Below are 15,082 nucleotides of genomic sequence, written 5' to 3'. Positions count from 1 at the left end.
ATCGCTACGCCTATAATGCGCAGATCCAACAAGGTAAGCCGTTTCATGTCTTATTCGCCCGTTACCTACAAAACCGCACTGACAGCGGCCGAAGCTGATATCCCGCAGGCCGATACCGACGCTGCCCAAGAAAGTACGCAACAGCAAAGCGGTGGCAATTTGCGTATCGCCTTGCTCGGATACCGCAGTCATCCCCATGTGGGCGGACAGGGTATTTACCTTCATTATTTGAGTAAATCCCTGGTTGATTTAGGGCACAAGGTCGATGTGATTTCCGGCCCGCCTTATCCCGAACTTGATCCGCGAGTGCAATTAATCCAATTGCCGAGCCTCGATTTATACGCGCACCCGAATCCAACCCGCGCGCTGCGCCCCAAACATTTTTTATCGCTTGCCGATTTTTACGAATGGTGGAGTAAGGTGAGCGGTGCTTTTGGTGAACCTTACAGTTTTGGTCGCCGGTTGAATAAACATTTTCGCAAACATAAACCGCACTACGATATTGTCCACGACAACCAGAGCCTCTGTTACGGTTTGCTCGATTTGCAAAAACGCGGCGTCAAGGTAATCGCCACCGTGCATCATCCCATCACGCAGGATCGCGATCTCGCGCTCGCCGCGGCAACGCAAAAAAGTCAGCGCTGGTTAATCAGGCGCTGGTATAGTTTTTTGACTATGCAAAAAAATGTAGTGCAGCAACTCAAACAAGTTATCACCGTATCGCGCCAATCGCAGCAGGATATAGTTGCCGCTTTTAATCGCCCGGCAGAAAAAATCCAGGTCATTCCCAACGGTGTCGATGCGAGTATTTTTAAACCGCTCGACTATCTCCAGCGTATCCCGCTTCGCTTAATTACCACGGCCTCCTCCGACCAACCCTTAAAAGGCCTGAGTATTTTATTGCGTGCCATCGCGCAATCACGCGCAGAATTTCCCCAGCTGCAACTAGTGGTCATTGGAAAACTAAAAGAGCAAGGCGAAACTGAAAAAGAATTGCAGTCGCTAAATCTGCAAAATGTAGTGCAATTTAAATCCGGTATCAGTAACCAGCAACTGGTAGAAGAATACGCACGGGCAAGCATCGCCATAGTGCCCTCACTTTACGAAGGTTTTGGTTTACCTGCAGCAGAGGCAATGGCCTGCGGTGTGCCACTGATTTGCAGCAACGGCGGCGCCTTGCCCGAAGTGGTCGGCAATGCTGCACGGCTGGTGCGTGCAGGTAATATTGATGATCTGCAAACGGCATTGCGCGAATTATTAGTGAACGATGAACTGCGCAATCAATTGGGCGCTGTGGGGCGGGAGCATATCCTGCAACAGCTCAGCTGGGATTGTGTGGGTAAAAAAATGGAACATTTTTACTATCAAGTACTAGGCCGCGCACCAATTCGCGCGCAAGCAGAAGATCACCAGATTATGCGTGAGCAGGTATCGAATGCTCACTATTAATTTCCGCGACTTTCCCCTCGCAAGTGGCGACCGCGTGTTAGATTTGGGCTGCGGCGAAGGCCGCCATGTAATCAATGTTTATTTACATGGTGATGTAACGGCAATCGGTGTCGATTTAAGCCATCGCGATTTATTGACCAGCCGTGAGCGTTTTTTGCCTTTTGCGCAAAGTGCTGCGGCAAAACAATTCTATTTACAGCAAGCCGATGCAACTCGTTTGCCTTTTGCAGATCACAGCTTCGATAAAATAATTTGCAGTGAAGTGCTGGAGCACATTGATAATTACCAAGCTGTGTTGGCAGAAATCGAACGCATATTAAAACTCGGTGGATTATTAGCCATCACTGTACCGCGCGCCTGGCCGGAAAAAATTTGCTGGTGGTTGAGCCATGAATATCATCAAGTGGAAGGTGGCCATATCCGGATTTTTAACGGTAACGAGTTGCGCCGGGAAATCGAGCGGAACAATTTTTTATTCTACAAACGCCATTGGGCCCATGCCCTGCATTCTCCGTTTTGGTGGCTGAAATGCCTGTGGTGGAAAACACAAGACCAGAATCCACTGATCAAAGCGTATCACCGGTTGTTGGTATGGGACTTAATGGAAAAGCCTTGGCTTACCCAAACCCTGGAAAAATGTTTGAATCCGTTGTTGGGTAAAAGTGTGGTGATGTATTTCAAAAAAAACGATCCCAACCCTAGCCGGGCGCCCGCCCTTCCTCCGGTAACTGCTCCTTGCGTTACTCTACCGGCTAGGGGAGAGGGTAGTACATGAAAAATTTGTTACTTTCAAAAGGGTTCTTTCCTGAAAGTTTATTGCGCCCGACAATCAATTATATTTTGCAAACCCAATTGCCCAATGGCTGCATTCCCTGGTTTGCCGGTGGCAAAGCTGACCCATGGGATCATATTGAAGCAGCTATGGGTTTAACTATCGGTGGCGAATACGCAGCTGCGCAGCGCGCCTACGAGTGGTTGGTACAAGAACAATTGGCTGACGGCAGTTGGTGGGCTAACTATCTGGATGATCAACCTGTCGATACAGATCATCGCGAAACCAATTTCATTGCTTATATTGCTACCGGTATATGGCATTACTATTTGGTCACGGGAGATGTGAAGTTCCTGCGCGAATTTTTTCCGCCAGTCAAAAAAGCAATCGACTTTGTATTGCGCCACCAATCACCCACTGGCGAAATTTATTGGGCCGTCGCAGAAGATGGCAGCGCGAAAAAAGATGCACTGGTCACTGCATCCAGTTCGATTTATAAAAGCCTTGAGTGTGCAATTTTCATTGCAGAAACACTCAGCGATAAATTTACCGGGGTCATGGATGCATCCGTTGATCTACTGAAAGAAACCGCAATACAGTGGCGCAAATCGCACACCCGACTGGGTAATACCTTGCGCCATCACCCAGAATGTTTTGACCGCACCTGGGAACCAAAAACACGTTTTTCAATGGATTGGTTTTATCCAATCCTCACCGGTATCGTGCAAGGCAAGGTAGCCCAGCAGCGCATTGAATCCAAATGGACAGCGTTTGTCGAAAATAATATCGGCTGCCGTTGTGTCAGTGATGAACCCTGGGTAACGGTTGCGGAATCCTGCGAATTAACACTGGCGCTGTTAGCGGCAGGCGAACACGCAAAGGCAGTTAATTTATTCAGTTGGTTGCACCAGTTTATGGATGAAGACGGCGGCTATTGGACTGGCTACAATTTTCGCGACCAGGTTATCTGGCCGCGCGAAAAAACGACCTGGACAGCGGGCGCAATTTTATTGGCTGCAGATGCACTCACTGAACACACAGGCGCCGCGACATTATTTTTACAATCTGCGTTAAATAAAGTGGATCAATCGCTTCCGGCGACGACTGAAATATCTTTAAGTGAATAACTATGCGCATCCCAAGAATTTTCACCGAACAAATTTTAAAAACCGGTGAGCTGGCCGAGCTTGAAGAATCTGCCTCGCATCACTTGAGCAAAGTGCTGCGTATGCAGGCCGGCCGCGAACTGGTTTTATTTAACGGCCAAGGTGGTGAGTTTGCGGCAACTATTCACGAGGTCAGTAAAAAGCATGTGACCGTTAGTGTTGCAGCGCATACTGTAGATAACCGTGAATCACCATTGGTATTGGAATTGGCGATTGGTATTTCGCGCGGCGAACGTTTTGAGTGGGTATTGCAAAAAGCCACCGAGCTTGGCGTCACCAAAATTACTCCGTTAATTACCGAGCGCACCGAAGTGAAAGTGGGCGGTGAGCGGCAGGAAAAAATCATGGATCGCTGGCAACAAATCCTCGTCAGCGCCTGCGAGCAATGCCAACGCAATTTATTACCGCAACTTGCAACACCTCAACCTATCTCCGATTGGTTGCAAACCGTCAACTCTGACCTGCGCTTTGTCCTCCATCATCGCGACAGCAAAACCTTACCCGCCGAACAGAAACCACAAAGCCTCAGCTTATTAATCGGCCCCGAAGGTGGATTAAGCGAAAATGAAATAGCACAAGCGCAAGCAAAAAACTTCAACGCCCTCACCCTCGGCCCGCGCGTGCTGCGCACCGAGACAGCACCAGTAGCCGCAATTAGTTTGGTGCAGTATTTGTGGGGTGATTTGTAAATGTTGCGTTGAATATCGACAGAGAAAAACGAAGAGTATCTATTCAAGGGTTGAGCGTAATAAAAATTCAACTAACGAGGATTTCTCAGTAGTTCTCCAAGATGGTGCCAGACAGGCTGAGGAAGTTAAAGTAATATGATATTGATGCCCTAATCTCGATGGGTGAGATAATGCGCGTTACTATTGTTTCGAATAATAGGTTTAGATTGACTGCTTTTAAGGAGTTAATATGAAGAGACTATCATTAATTGCAGGAATTTTTCTTTCCCAATCCTTGTGGGCAGGTGAGTTATTTTCATTTGATAAAACTGCAGTGATATTTAGTGCATTGCAGCACATTAAGCTCAGATATTCTGATTTGGCAAAACTGGAACTGTCTCCTTATCGCCACATAGATGTTATCGAACAGGATGGAAAGCTTTTCGTTGCTGTATTCTTTTCTCATAAGGCAGATAACGATTTAGGTGTGCTATATACCTGCGTAAAAATAAATGGAAATGGTGATTTGATAAAAATACAGCGCGACATAAAACCCATAAAAGGACTTTTTGATCGTCCTATGCCCGGCTATGCAGCCTGCTTATAAAAATTTTAAGTTGGGTGGATTATTGATAGTCAATTGCTCATTTTTCTGACCATGCTGCATATCTTCCGAAATCAATAAATCTTATTTTCCGTTCAGTTCATTCCGATCAGAGCTGAAACCCTTGGGCAAGCGCCCCTGAAAGCGCTTGATGGTTTCCAATGCTTTTACCTTGCTCTCATTTTTAATCACTTCAAAACCGTGGGCTGAGGCGATGATTTGTACCTCATCCCCAGCGTTGAGTTCGAGCGACTTGGATACATTTGCGGGTATTCGAACGGCCAAACTATTACCCCATTTGGCGATTTGCATTGAGTTCTCCTATGAATGAGCCATTTTCCAGACGTACTTGATAGAGCGATATTTGCACAGTTTCACCTGATTTTGATACTGAATTATTGTTGTTTGGTATTCAACCAGACATACAAATGCCGTAATGGCGCAATAAGATACATATTTCTTAGTTGAGTGCTGCGAGCGAGTGGATCTTATGCAGGTAATTGCCTGTTGTCGGTATTGGCTAATTAATATCGTTTTATTGTTGGCATTGGTTGCGGGTCGGGCGCAAGCCGATGGATTGCGTATTGACCACCTTGAGCGCTGTGGTGATTTTTTTGCGCAGGCGGAGCAGGAGTTTTGTGTCAGCACGCAGGGTAAGTTAGTCGATAAAGAGTTGCGGGTGTTGCTGGATGGGAAAGTGTTATCGCCTGCTGTTGTGAAGCGTAACGGTGGTGTTTTAAGAATCAAAATTCCTACGGCTAATTTTAACAGTGCACCCTTGTGGCTGGAGCAGGGGCAGGAAAAAAGCAATCCGGTTTGGTTGAGTTTGAAAGGCAGCCATGTGGTAGCGGCGAATAAAAACGAAGTTGGCAAAAATATGGATGGATTGACGACTTATGTCGATCTGGTGAGTATCATTATTGAAGAAAATTATGATGGCATTACCGAGGTGCGCCGTCTGGCCAAAAAATATAACGCAAAAATTGTCGGTCTGATCCCGCCCTTAAATACTTATCAACTGCGCTTGCCCGCGCGCAATCTTATTGAGCGCGATGCAACGGTTTTGCGCCTTGGCAGTGAGATAGGTGTTGATGCCGTTATTATCGAAGAATCCGGTGCAGAAAAAGAAATCGAAGGCGAAACAGGCACGTCTAATTATTTGGGTGACGGTTCTGTTAGCGAGGACTTGATCAATAAAGGTGAGTGGGCATCGAATCGTTTTCTTAATGCCGTTGATTTTTATTTACGTCGCATTCCCGCCAAAACCCAACCCATTCCCACGCAGCCAATAAAGATCGGCGTTATCGAGCGCAATGTCGATTTTGATTCGCCCGACTTTGCCGATTATCGCGGTGATTGCCGTCGCGATAGCAAACGTATTTGTCTCTACGCGCGCGATGCGCAAAAACCGGAATCCCATGGCTCTACCGTCGCCGGGATTTTTGCTGCGGCCTGGAATAATGGTGGCAATTCCGGTTTTCTGCGTGGCCTGGATAAAGCGGGGCCGGGTTTTGATGTGATTGTGGATCGCAATTCCGATGCGGGCATTACCGCGAATATCGCCGCATCAGTCAATCTCGTTGAAGACGGCGTGCGTGTGCTCAATTGGAGTTGGGGCATCCATCGCGTGGGCGCAAAAAATGTGGATGGCAAGGATGTAGATTCACTGGTGAGATCCGGCCTCGCGATGAGTGGTTATGAAGAATTGCTGGAAGAATTTTTTCTCTGGCTACGCATGAAACATCCCGATGTGATCGTGATTAATTCGGCGGGCAACGGCGCCTCTTTTTCCGGCCTTGATGAATATCGGTTGCCATCGTCATTTGTAACTGAGCAGTTATTAGTTGTCGGCGGTCATGAACGCAGCAATAAGAAAAATGCAAAGGTGAATGATCCGGATTATGTTATGAAACGCGGTGCATCCAATATTGATATGCGCGTCGATATCACCGCAGCCGCTTGTGTTCACAGCTCGGTATTAAAAGTGAATGCAGAAGGTGAAAAACATTGCGGTACTTCTTATGCGACGCCGCTGGTTGCCGGTTTGGTTGCAGCGATGCTCTCGATAAATCCGCAATTGGAACCGGAACAACTGCGTATCTTATTACGCCGCAGCGCGATGACGATTGGTGAAGAATCTGATTTCGAACCCATCGACGCCGATGATCTCACCTCACCGATTTTACCCTCAGAAAGAAACAACGAAATCAACCATCCCGACGTCGGCCTGTCTGCGCGATTGGATATGCACAAAGCGCTGGATCTTACTGTGCAAAGTTTAAAGCGGATACGTTGATTAATGTAAGCTGTAAATAATCAGGAGCAATTGCTATGTCAAATAATCTGGAATTTGAATACGAAGGTTTGCACGTAAGTGTGACTTACAATCCATCCACCAATAGCGTGAGCCGCAGCGTGACCGAAGGCGGTACGGTAATCCATCAGGATGAATTAGGTTTTGATAAATCCCTTGTAGGAAATTTTGAAGTCATGAGCGCGGAGGAACAAGGAAAAATAGCGATCGCTTGGGGTGCGGCAGGTCTAAAAAGCAGAATTGAAGACGGGCAGTTAGGTTCAAAGAAATAAATTTAAACTGGTACGGAGAAATAAAATGCAGAAAATTTACAACTCATGGTTAGCCATGGCGACGTTAGCACTGATCGTGTTTAGCAACCCAAGCTTCGCAATCGATAACCCCGATGCACCGGATTTAGTCGCCCAATTTGAAACCCGCGAAAAACCCTTTATCACCGCCATCGAAAAACCGAGCAACACCACTGCAGATTATTCCGTTGTCTACGCAAACTACCTGAAGTTTTTAGACAAAGAACTCAACACCGTCTACAAAACCCTTCGCACCAAACTCCCGGAAGATAAACAAAAACAACTCAAAGTGTCCCAACTTAGCTGGATCAAATACCGCGACCTCGAATTCGCTTTTATTGATAGCATCTGGACCAACAAAGACTTCGGCACCTCATCCGGTATCTCACGCGGGCAATATAAAGCGAGTATTGTGCGTAACAGAGTGATTCAGTTAATGCATTACGCAAAAAAATTTTAATAGCGAGGGAATTGATATGTCAGATAACAATCTGCAATTTGAATATGAAGGCCTCCACGTAAGTGTGAGCTACAACTCATCGACTAACAGCGTTAGGCGCACCGTCACCGCATCCGGTGCTGCAATCCATCACGATGAATTAACATTTGATAAATCGCTTGTCGGAAACTTTGAACTAATGAGCGCGGAAGAACAAGCAAAAATTGCGACTGCTTGGGGCTCGGCGGGTATTAAAACAAGAATAGAAGAAGAGCAGCTTGGTTCAAAGAAGTAGAATGGTAAGATTTAGAAGTTATATGTATGACTTCAATATTTAAAATATCTACTTTCTGTTAAGAGTATAGTTTGCGTAAACCTTATCTCTATCATTGGAGGGAGAGTGTAAACTCAGTTAATGCCTTTTTATATTATGAAATTGTCCATAATAAATTTAGTTGCTCAGTTGTAGACTTTTCGGCGCGCTTGGATGTGCATAAATTTTTTTGCAAAGTCTCAAGCGCGCGGTGGTAATTTTTCAGTTAATTAAAGGGGAGTTAGTTCTTGATCGTACACACCAATACGAATACCACCTTTTTCCTGATACGAGAACACAACAATTCTGTCATTACTAAAATAGATATGAGGTTCATAATTTCCATCCGGCAAGGCCCTATTAAATAATTTATCACCATGAGGGCTGATTACATTGAGTTCAAAATGCCCATTAGAATAACTGGCATAAGTGAATCCTTGAGTTGTCCATATATTGTGAACGCCAAGGTTCCAACTGCCCCCCTCGAAGAGTAGTTTTCCTGAGTTATCGTAGATTCCTGCCAAGACTGCGAAATCTCCTTCTGGAGAAATTATTTTATCATAACTACTATTACAAGGATCTTTCCATCTTTGTGCTCTGTCGCCTACTTCGGTAAATTGTCCATTGTTATCTATTGAAATTGAAATTTTACAGAATAGTATAAGATCAGAATTTCTAAATATTAACGCTGTTGGTATGTTATCAATAGTAACTAACCAATTGATTTTAGAAACTAGCTCTCCTCTAGAATTGTAACTTTCGTAAAAAATATCACCATTCGAGTCAATAACATTTAAAACCATAAATCCTCTATCTTGAGTAAAGGTTAAGATTTTATCGCTATGTTCAAAATAATTAGTTACTTCGTTTGTAACAGTATTATATGCGTAAATGTTTTTCGAATCCTGATAATGAAATATAAATAGGTGCGAGTTATTGGCATAAATGCCTCTGATGGCTTGATTGGGTATGATCTCATCTACGACCTCAACAACACGTTTAGACTTTGAGTCCCATTTAATAATGTCGTGTTTTCCAGTATGTACTCCGTTGATAATTTTACTTAAAGACATAATGTAAAAAATTCCATCTTCATCAACAAAAAGGACATTCGGTGATATTATTGACTGATAACATTTTTTCCCATCGCCTTCTTCAATGGTTTGGCAATTATGATCTAAGGGGTACGCATCTAACGCATTTAAGACTCCATCGTTATCGATATCGGGATCTTTATTGTCACCAATTCCATCGCCGTCGGTATCTTTTGATTCTGTCGGATCTAGCGGAAATGCATCAGCTCTATCTTCGACACCGTCATTGTCATCATCATTATCATAGATATCAAAATTACCATCTTCATCAGTATCTGCGCTGATATGAACAGTCATATCTATTTTTTGCGACTGATTTCCAAATCCGTCGGTTGCGTAAGCATAGAACCTGTAGGTTGTGTACTCTTTGGATGCAGGGCTTTTGAGTGCAAAACTGGTGGCATCAATTCGTTGCCAGTCATTTTCATTTCCTTCAATAAACTCCAGATGCATCCTTAATAAATGCCCTAACGGGTGAGTAAATTTTTCTTTTAATGAAAACGGTTTTAACTTTAATGAGTTTAGATTTATATGGTTACTTCCCTCGGTAATTGCAGGAGAAATACTGGTGAGTAAGGATTTCTCTGACAGGGAGTCTACAATGTCAGGAGCGAGTGATACAGCTGCATCAATTACCCCATCGTTGTCACTATCTAGATCGATATTAATTTTTTTATTTGATTCGTAAATTTTAAGGTTGGAATTTAAACCGGCTAGAATAACTTTAGCTTCTGTTGCTAAGTACTGAACATTTGCAGCAGCCACATCAGCTAACTTAATATTCCCATTAGCTTGTAATATGTTTGAATAATTTGAACTATTCTTATCCAGTTCTACATTGAAATTATTAATCTCAAATTTACCTTGCTTCGAGTTTTCTACTGACGCATTGATTTTAACAGCAATATTTTTATCTGAAATTTTAAATTCTGCGTTTCCATGTAGAGTTTCCTTTTCTGAAAAAGAATCAGTGTACGAGAAATGATTCCAAGAATACTGAATAAGGTCTTGATTATTCGATTTAGACTGTGTTTTTGTTTGCTTTCCCGAAAGCGTTAGGTCCTCTCCAGTGTTTTCTGTATAGAAAACGAGAGTTAGACAATTGCTGTAGGATTCGTCTATTTTTTTCCCACCATCAGTAATGGTAATTTCATATGAGCCTGTGTTGTTGTCACACTTTCCGGTTTTTTTACCATCATTTAATTCATATTTGGGTGATAATTGTGGTGGTATATTTGCCAAAGCAAGTGTATCCAGAAAAGCACCCGCCAAACGTGCAGCCGATTTTTCTGTGATAGGTGTCACGGAATAATTTACGGACGATGAGCTTGACGAAGAAAGGTTATTTTCTGTCGAATTTTTATTGTTTGACCCGCCGCCGCCGCACGCAGAAAGCAAGCCAAAAAAAATAATTAGAATTCCAGTGGTTTTCATACTTTTCTCAAAAATAAAATGGGTGAAGTTAATCTTCTCTGGTAAGTACTTCCAGTAATTCGATTTCAAATACCAAATCAGAATTAGGTTTGATGAGCGCGCCGATTTGGCGTTCGCCATAAGCTAAATGTGCAGGGACTTGGAGTTTGCGTTTGCCGCCGACTTGCATGCCCATCAGGCCTTGGTCCCAGCCTTTGATGACGCGGCCGGTGCCGATGACGCATTGGAAGGGTTTGCCTTTGCGGTGGGAGGAATCGAATTCGGTGCCGTCTTCGAGCCAGCCAGTGTAGTGGGTGGTGATGAGTGCGCCTTTGATCACGGCTTTGCCGGTGCCGGGGATCAGGTCCTCGACAATCAGTTGGTTGGTTTCAGACATGCAATTTTTTCCGGCTTAATGATTGCCCAGGTATTCGAGGAAGGCGCGCTCAATGGCTTCCACGTCGGGAATGACCGCTTCTTCGCCTGCCCAGGAGACGTGCATTAATTCGTAGGGTTTGTTGTCGGCATCTTCGCGCTGGGTAATTTCTTCTTCGGTGACGCGTGCGAGGCGCGGAAGACCCTGGGTGAGGATGGCGATAAAGGGCAGGGATTCGTTGACGCCGGTGGTGTTGAGTACGGCAAAACGCGAGCGTGAGGCGACGCCGGGTTTGTCTTCGCCGTTCATCACTTCAAACGACAGCAGCGGGATGGTTTGTTCGCGCCAGGCGCAGTTGCCGAGATACCAGGCCGGTGCATCTTGCACGGGGATAACTTGGGAGACAGGTACAATTTCTGCCACGGTCACGTTGGGTGCGAGTAGCAAGCGCCCCTGGATTGGAATGAGCAGGCTGGCGACTTCTTGTATTTTTTTCTCGATGCGCTGGGGAGCTCTCATGAACGTGTGATCCTGTTGGTCTCGTTGTACTTCTTCAATTGTACTTAGCGAAATTCGGTTTATTAGCGTTTCAACTGTGCCAGCGCGCGCGCCAGGTATTCCGGTGTGCCGCTGAGGCTGACACAGCCGGTGGCGAGGGCGGATACCGGCATGGAATCGCTGGTGCAATCATCGGGCGATTGTACCCAGGCCTTGCCGCCCACTTGCTTTACCAGCCGGCAACTCGCCGCGCCATCATCACCCATGCCGGTAAATATAATCAAGCCGCACTGTTCGCGGTAAATCCGCGCGGCATTGGCGGCTATCTGGTCAATGGAGGGCGCATAGCTGCCTTTCCATGACTGGCCATAATTGATCACCAGCGTACCGTTGGCGAGTATCTCGACCGGGTCGCGCGCGGTTACCAAAGTCAGGCTGTTTGCTTCCAATACGATTCCCTGGGTGGCGACCATCGCCGGGTAACTGCCAGCGTTGGTCATCATCCGGTTCAAGGTCACCGACTGATTGGCATCGATATGTTGGACATACAAAAAAGCGACGCCGAGATTGGGCGGTAGCTGCGCCAAAAACCGTTTTACCGCTGCCGGTCCGCCGGTCGAGGCCGCCAGCACCCAGAGTTCGGTGGCGGGATTGGCCTGCTGCAAGTTGATATCGCCGCGCAGACGCTGCAAACGCAGCCCGGTGCGCCGCAACCAGGCGCTGTGTCCCTCACTTCCCAGAGTAAATTCGCTGCTATCGCTGAGGAGAATCGGCACCCGGCTCTGCGCGAACAACGTTTCCAGTAAGTGCAACTCGTCGCAATAGTCTTCGGCAACATCGACAACCCAGGCGTCCAGTGTCTGCTCCGTTAGTTGCTGTTTCGCTTGTTCCTGCGCGGAGGGCAGGGTGCTACCCAACAACAAATGACAACCCACTTTATGACCCGACTGGGCGACCAGTTGGGCCAACGCTTGCTGCTTATGGGCACTATCGACCAGTATTCCCAGTTGCAGCATGGACGCCGCCTTACTTCACGGTTTTGCCGAGCAATTCATTAATATTGGTGAGCAGCAAATCTTCCTGATAAGGCTTACCCATGTACTTGTTCACGCCGAGGCTGAAGGCGCGCTCGCGGTGTTTTTCACCGGTGCGCGAAGTGATCATGATGATCGGCAGATGCTTCAGGCGCGAACTGGTGCGGATGTTTTTCGCCACTTCGAAGCCGTCCATACGCGGCATTTCGATATCCAGCAACATCACATCGGGAACGTGATCTTGGAGTAATTGCAAGGCTTCCACACCGTCTTTGGCAGCGATTACACGGAAACCTTCGCGCTCCAGGAAGCGGCCGGTTACCTTGCGTACGGTTACCGAATCGTCCACCACCATAATGGTTTTTTCAGACTGGTCTTCTTCGATCAGGCCGGCTTGCAGCGGCTCCAGTAAAATCGCGTTTTGCAGGCCGAGCGCGAGCTGCTCGCGGATCATCGCGTGCAGGTCGAGAATCACCACCACGCTACCGTCACCCATTACAGTGGCGCCTGATACGCCACGCACCGCACTGAATTGGGCGCCGAGGGTCTTTACCACAATCTCGCGCGAGCCGAGCAGGCGATCTACTTGCAGTGCCACGGTATGCTCGGTACTGCGCACCAGTACGACCGGTAGCGGCAGGGTCTGGCCATCGAGTTTCGGTTGCGCGCTGGAGTCGAGCAGGCTGCCGAGGTAGCGCACCAAGTAGTTTTCGCCGGCGTAGTCGAAGCGGGCGCTCTCATCCTGATAATAGTGCTCCAGCTCGAAGGGGCTGACGCGCACAATACCTTCGATACTGTTGAGCGGAATGGCATAGAGATCGTCGCCAATCTGTACCATCAGCGCGCGGTTGACCGATACGGTAAACGGCAGGCGGATGGTAAATTCAGTGCCCTGACCCCAATTGGAGTCGATAAACATGGCACCACCGAGCTGTTTAATCTCGGAGTGCACCACGTCCATGCCCACACCGCGGCCGGAGATCTGGGTGACTTTCTCGGCGGTACTGAAACCGGCGTGGAGGATAAATTGGATAATGTCCTGATCGGCGAGTTGGGCATCGGCAGCCATCAAGCCGCGTTCAACGGCTTTTTCGCGTACGCGTTTGAGGTTGATACCGCGACCGTCGTCGATCAGGCGCAGGATGACATCGCCACCTTCGCGGCCAAGGGTCAGCAGGATGCGGCCATTCGGATTTTTACCCGCGGCAATACGCTCGTCGGGCATTTCGATGCCGTGGTCCACCGCGTTACGCAACATATGCTCGAGCGGTGCAACCATGCGTTCCAACACGCTACGGTCTAGTTCGCCTTCGACGTTGTCCAGCTCGAAATCGACTTCTTTACCCAGCTCGCTGGCGGCCTGGCGCACGATCCGGCGCAAGCGCGGCACCAGACGGGAGAAAGGTACCATGCGCGAGCGCATCAGGCCTTCCTGCAGGTCGGTGTTAATCCGCGATTGTTGCAGCAACAGGGTTTCGGTATCGCGGGTTTTGTCCGCGAGGGTATATTTCAAATCCATCAAGTCGGAGGCGGACTCGATCAGCGAGCGCGATAGCTGCTGCAATTGCGAGTAGCGGTCCATCTCCAGCGGGTCGAATTCTTCGTGCTGCGCCATCTGCTCCTGGCGAAACAAGACTTGCGCTTCGGTTTCGATATCGAGGCGGCGCAGCTGTTCTTGCAGACGCTGGATGGTGGAATCCATCTCTTCGATTGATCCGCCCAGGTCGCTGACTTGCTGCTCCATACGGCTGCGGCTGATCGAGGTTTCACCGGCGAGGTTAACCAGTTCTTCCAACAATTCGGCCGAGACTTTGACCACTTCTTGCGGGCCGGTACGGCGCGCTGCCAAGTGTTGTACTTGCGCAGGGCCGCTATTGCCCGAGCGCAGGCCGCCACCGTATTCGGTACCGGGAATAACACCGGTAGCTGCCGCTGACGGTTTGGCTTTGGGGGCAAAGGTCAAGACATTCGGTTTAGGGTTTGAGCCGCCTTCAGGATCGAGCGAACCTCCGCCGATATCGCGGGTGTTGTCCACCACGATGGTTGGTTTGTTGAACGTCGGGGCATCATCTTCTGCGTTTGGTTTTTCTGCGGTGAAACTGATTTCGGCAACTACCTCATCGACGCTGACGAATTCGGGCTCGTCATCAACATAGTTTTCCAGTAACGGCGGTTCGGGTTCGATGCCGGCTGTAGATGCGGGCACGCCGCTCATGCGCGCCTGGGCACGTTCAACACCGCTGTGCATGCGATCCTGGTAATCGTGCAGGCGGTTGAAAAATGATTGGTCGAGTTCCGCATCTTGCGGCATTTCGATGAGGATGGTTTCAAAGTCATGCGACAAGTCGCCCAGATCGCTCAAGCCGGCCAGACGTGCGCCACCTTTGAAGGTATGCAGCGAACGTTTCAGCTCTTCAACGCAGTCGGTATTGTTCCAGTCGTCTTGCCATTCATTTAATGAACGGTCGATGTCTTCGAGCAATTCGCCCGCTTCTTCGATAAAGATTTCGACGATTTCGGGATCATAATCCTCATCCTCGACTTGCTCATCCATCCCGGCCAGATAATCATCCTGTTCGGCTTCGGCTTCGGCTTCGGCTTCGGCTTCGGCTTCGGCTTCGGCTTCGGCTTCGGCTTCGGCTTCGGCTTCGG

15 protein-coding genes are annotated in these 15,082 nt (G+C 47.8%); 9 read left to right on the top strand and 6 right to left on the bottom strand.

All coding sequences use genetic code 11. The annotated features are described in order from the left end of the window. Positions 1-45: 45 nt before the first annotated feature. The 5 genes from AC1RJL_RS15420 to AC1RJL_RS15400 all read left to right on the top strand — a co-directional run bounded on the left by AC1RJL_RS15420 (position 46) and on the right by AC1RJL_RS15400 (position 4,662). Positions 46-1,449: a glycosyltransferase family 4 protein gene (locus AC1RJL_RS15420; protein WP_492915575.1), complete on the top strand. Its 1,404-nt coding sequence runs from the start codon at positions 46-48 to the stop codon at positions 1,447-1,449. Beyond that, complete coding sequence (locus AC1RJL_RS15415; RefSeq protein WP_492915573.1) at positions 1,436-2,224, top strand: class I SAM-dependent methyltransferase; 789 nt, start codon at positions 1,436-1,438, stop codon at positions 2,222-2,224. Before AC1RJL_RS15420 ends, AC1RJL_RS15415 begins: the two co-directional genes overlap by 14 nt. After that, the gene (locus tag AC1RJL_RS15410) at positions 2,221-3,348 is read left to right on the top strand and encodes a prenyltransferase/squalene oxidase repeat-containing protein (RefSeq protein ID WP_492915571.1); all 1,128 of its coding nucleotides are present in this window, start codon (positions 2,221-2,223) and stop codon (positions 3,346-3,348) included. Before AC1RJL_RS15415 ends, AC1RJL_RS15410 begins: the two co-directional genes overlap by 4 nt. Before the next feature lie 2 nt (positions 3,349-3,350). Further along, positions 3,351-4,076: a 16S rRNA (uracil(1498)-N(3))-methyltransferase gene (locus AC1RJL_RS15405; protein ID WP_492915568.1), complete on the top strand. Its 726-nt coding sequence runs from the start codon at positions 3,351-3,353 to the stop codon at positions 4,074-4,076. Positions 4,077-4,305: 229 nt separating this feature from the next. Further along, complete coding sequence (locus tag AC1RJL_RS15400; protein WP_492915566.1) at positions 4,306-4,662, top strand: hypothetical protein; 357 nt, start codon at positions 4,306-4,308, stop codon at positions 4,660-4,662. Positions 4,663-4,743: 81 nt separating this feature from the next. On the opposite strand, the gene AC1RJL_RS15395 is transcribed toward AC1RJL_RS15400, so the two are convergent. Further along, positions 4,744-4,971, bottom strand: coding sequence for an AbrB/MazE/SpoVT family DNA-binding domain-containing protein (locus AC1RJL_RS15395; RefSeq protein WP_492915564.1), 228 nt, complete (start codon positions 4,969-4,971; stop codon positions 4,744-4,746). 178 nt (positions 4,972-5,149) lie between these two features. On the opposite strand from AC1RJL_RS15395, the gene AC1RJL_RS15390 reads away from it, so the two are divergent. Genes AC1RJL_RS15390 through AC1RJL_RS15375 form a run of 4 tightly spaced genes read left to right on the top strand, consistent with a single transcriptional unit; the run spans position 5,150 to position 7,997 of the window. Continuing rightward, positions 5,150-6,955, top strand: coding sequence for a S8/S53 family peptidase (locus AC1RJL_RS15390; protein ID WP_492915562.1), 1,806 nt, complete (start codon positions 5,150-5,152; stop codon positions 6,953-6,955). Between the two features lie 35 nt (positions 6,956-6,990). After that, positions 6,991-7,245: a hypothetical protein gene (locus AC1RJL_RS15385; protein WP_492915560.1), complete on the top strand. Its 255-nt coding sequence runs from the start codon at positions 6,991-6,993 to the stop codon at positions 7,243-7,245. 25 nt (positions 7,246-7,270) lie between these two features. Next, positions 7,271-7,723, top strand: a complete 453-nt coding sequence (locus tag AC1RJL_RS15380; RefSeq protein WP_492915558.1) for a lysozyme inhibitor LprI family protein — start codon at positions 7,271-7,273, stop codon at positions 7,721-7,723. A 16-nt stretch (positions 7,724-7,739) separates the two neighbouring features. Next, positions 7,740-7,997, top strand: a complete 258-nt coding sequence (locus AC1RJL_RS15375; RefSeq protein WP_492915556.1) for a hypothetical protein — start codon at positions 7,740-7,742, stop codon at positions 7,995-7,997. Positions 7,998-8,245: 248 nt separating this feature from the next. Here the strand turns inward: AC1RJL_RS15375 and AC1RJL_RS15370 are convergent, their stop codons facing one another. From AC1RJL_RS15370 to AC1RJL_RS15350, 5 genes are all read right to left on the bottom strand, one after another. After that, positions 8,246-10,543, bottom strand: coding sequence for a thrombospondin type 3 repeat-containing protein (locus AC1RJL_RS15370; protein ID WP_492915554.1), 2,298 nt, complete (start codon positions 10,541-10,543; stop codon positions 8,246-8,248). Between the two features lie 28 nt (positions 10,544-10,571). Further along, positions 10,572-10,919 carry an FKBP-type peptidyl-prolyl cis-trans isomerase gene (locus AC1RJL_RS15365; RefSeq protein ID WP_492915551.1) on the bottom strand — a complete coding sequence of 116 codons (348 nt, stop codon included), beginning with the start codon at positions 10,917-10,919 and terminating at the stop codon, positions 10,572-10,574. A 15-nt stretch (positions 10,920-10,934) separates the two neighbouring features. After that, positions 10,935-11,417 carry a chemotaxis protein CheW gene (locus AC1RJL_RS15360; protein WP_492915549.1) on the bottom strand — a complete coding sequence of 161 codons (483 nt, stop codon included), beginning with the start codon at positions 11,415-11,417 and terminating at the stop codon, positions 10,935-10,937. A 62-nt stretch (positions 11,418-11,479) separates the two neighbouring features. Beyond that, positions 11,480-12,412, bottom strand: coding sequence for a chemotaxis protein CheB (locus AC1RJL_RS15355; protein WP_492915547.1), 933 nt, complete (start codon positions 12,410-12,412; stop codon positions 11,480-11,482). 10 nt (positions 12,413-12,422) lie between these two features. Next, positions 12,423-14,984 carry a hybrid sensor histidine kinase/response regulator gene (locus AC1RJL_RS15350; protein WP_492915546.1) on the bottom strand — a complete coding sequence of 854 codons (2,562 nt, stop codon included), beginning with the start codon at positions 14,982-14,984 and terminating at the stop codon, positions 12,423-12,425. Between the last annotated feature and the right edge of the window lie 98 nt (positions 14,985-15,082).

It is taken from the genome of Cellvibrio sp. GW822-FHT04B05 (genome assembly GCF_058800985.1).
The sequence above is the reverse complement of the archived record's forward strand: the minus strand, read 5'-3'. Positions and strand labels throughout refer to the sequence as shown.

What these genes read in the sequence shown, in the direction of transcription:
- AC1RJL_RS15420 (WP_492915575.1), top strand. Translation starts at nt 46, where the DNA reads ATGTCTTATTCGCCCGTTACCTACAAAACCGCACTGACAGCGGCCGAA.
- AC1RJL_RS15415 (WP_492915573.1), top strand. Translation starts at nt 1,436, where the DNA reads ATGCTCACTATTAATTTCCGCGACTTTCCCCTCGCAAGTGGCGACCGC.
- AC1RJL_RS15410 (WP_492915571.1), top strand. Translation starts at nt 2,221, where the DNA reads ATGAAAAATTTGTTACTTTCAAAAGGGTTCTTTCCTGAAAGTTTATTG.
- AC1RJL_RS15405 (WP_492915568.1), top strand. Translation starts at nt 3,351, where the DNA reads ATGCGCATCCCAAGAATTTTCACCGAACAAATTTTAAAAACCGGTGAG.
- AC1RJL_RS15400 (WP_492915566.1), top strand. Translation starts at nt 4,306, where the DNA reads ATGAAGAGACTATCATTAATTGCAGGAATTTTTCTTTCCCAATCCTTG.
- AC1RJL_RS15395 (WP_492915564.1), bottom strand. Translation starts at nt 4,971, where the DNA reads ATGCAAATCGCCAAATGGGGTAATAGTTTGGCCGTTCGAATACCCGCA.
- AC1RJL_RS15390 (WP_492915562.1), top strand. Translation starts at nt 5,150, where the DNA reads ATGCAGGTAATTGCCTGTTGTCGGTATTGGCTAATTAATATCGTTTTA.
- AC1RJL_RS15385 (WP_492915560.1), top strand. Translation starts at nt 6,991, where the DNA reads ATGTCAAATAATCTGGAATTTGAATACGAAGGTTTGCACGTAAGTGTG.
- AC1RJL_RS15380 (WP_492915558.1), top strand. Translation starts at nt 7,271, where the DNA reads ATGCAGAAAATTTACAACTCATGGTTAGCCATGGCGACGTTAGCACTG.
- AC1RJL_RS15375 (WP_492915556.1), top strand. Translation starts at nt 7,740, where the DNA reads ATGTCAGATAACAATCTGCAATTTGAATATGAAGGCCTCCACGTAAGT.
- AC1RJL_RS15370 (WP_492915554.1), bottom strand. Translation starts at nt 10,543, where the DNA reads ATGAAAACCACTGGAATTCTAATTATTTTTTTTGGCTTGCTTTCTGCG.
- AC1RJL_RS15365 (WP_492915551.1), bottom strand. Translation starts at nt 10,919, where the DNA reads ATGTCTGAAACCAACCAACTGATTGTCGAGGACCTGATCCCCGGCACC.
- AC1RJL_RS15360 (WP_492915549.1), bottom strand. Translation starts at nt 11,417, where the DNA reads ATGAGAGCTCCCCAGCGCATCGAGAAAAAAATACAAGAAGTCGCCAGC.
- AC1RJL_RS15355 (WP_492915547.1), bottom strand. Translation starts at nt 12,412, where the DNA reads ATGCTGCAACTGGGAATACTGGTCGATAGTGCCCATAAGCAGCAAGCG.
- AC1RJL_RS15350 (WP_492915546.1), bottom strand. Translation starts at nt 14,984, where the DNA reads ATGGATGAGCAAGTCGAGGATGAGGATTATGATCCCGAAATCGTCGAA.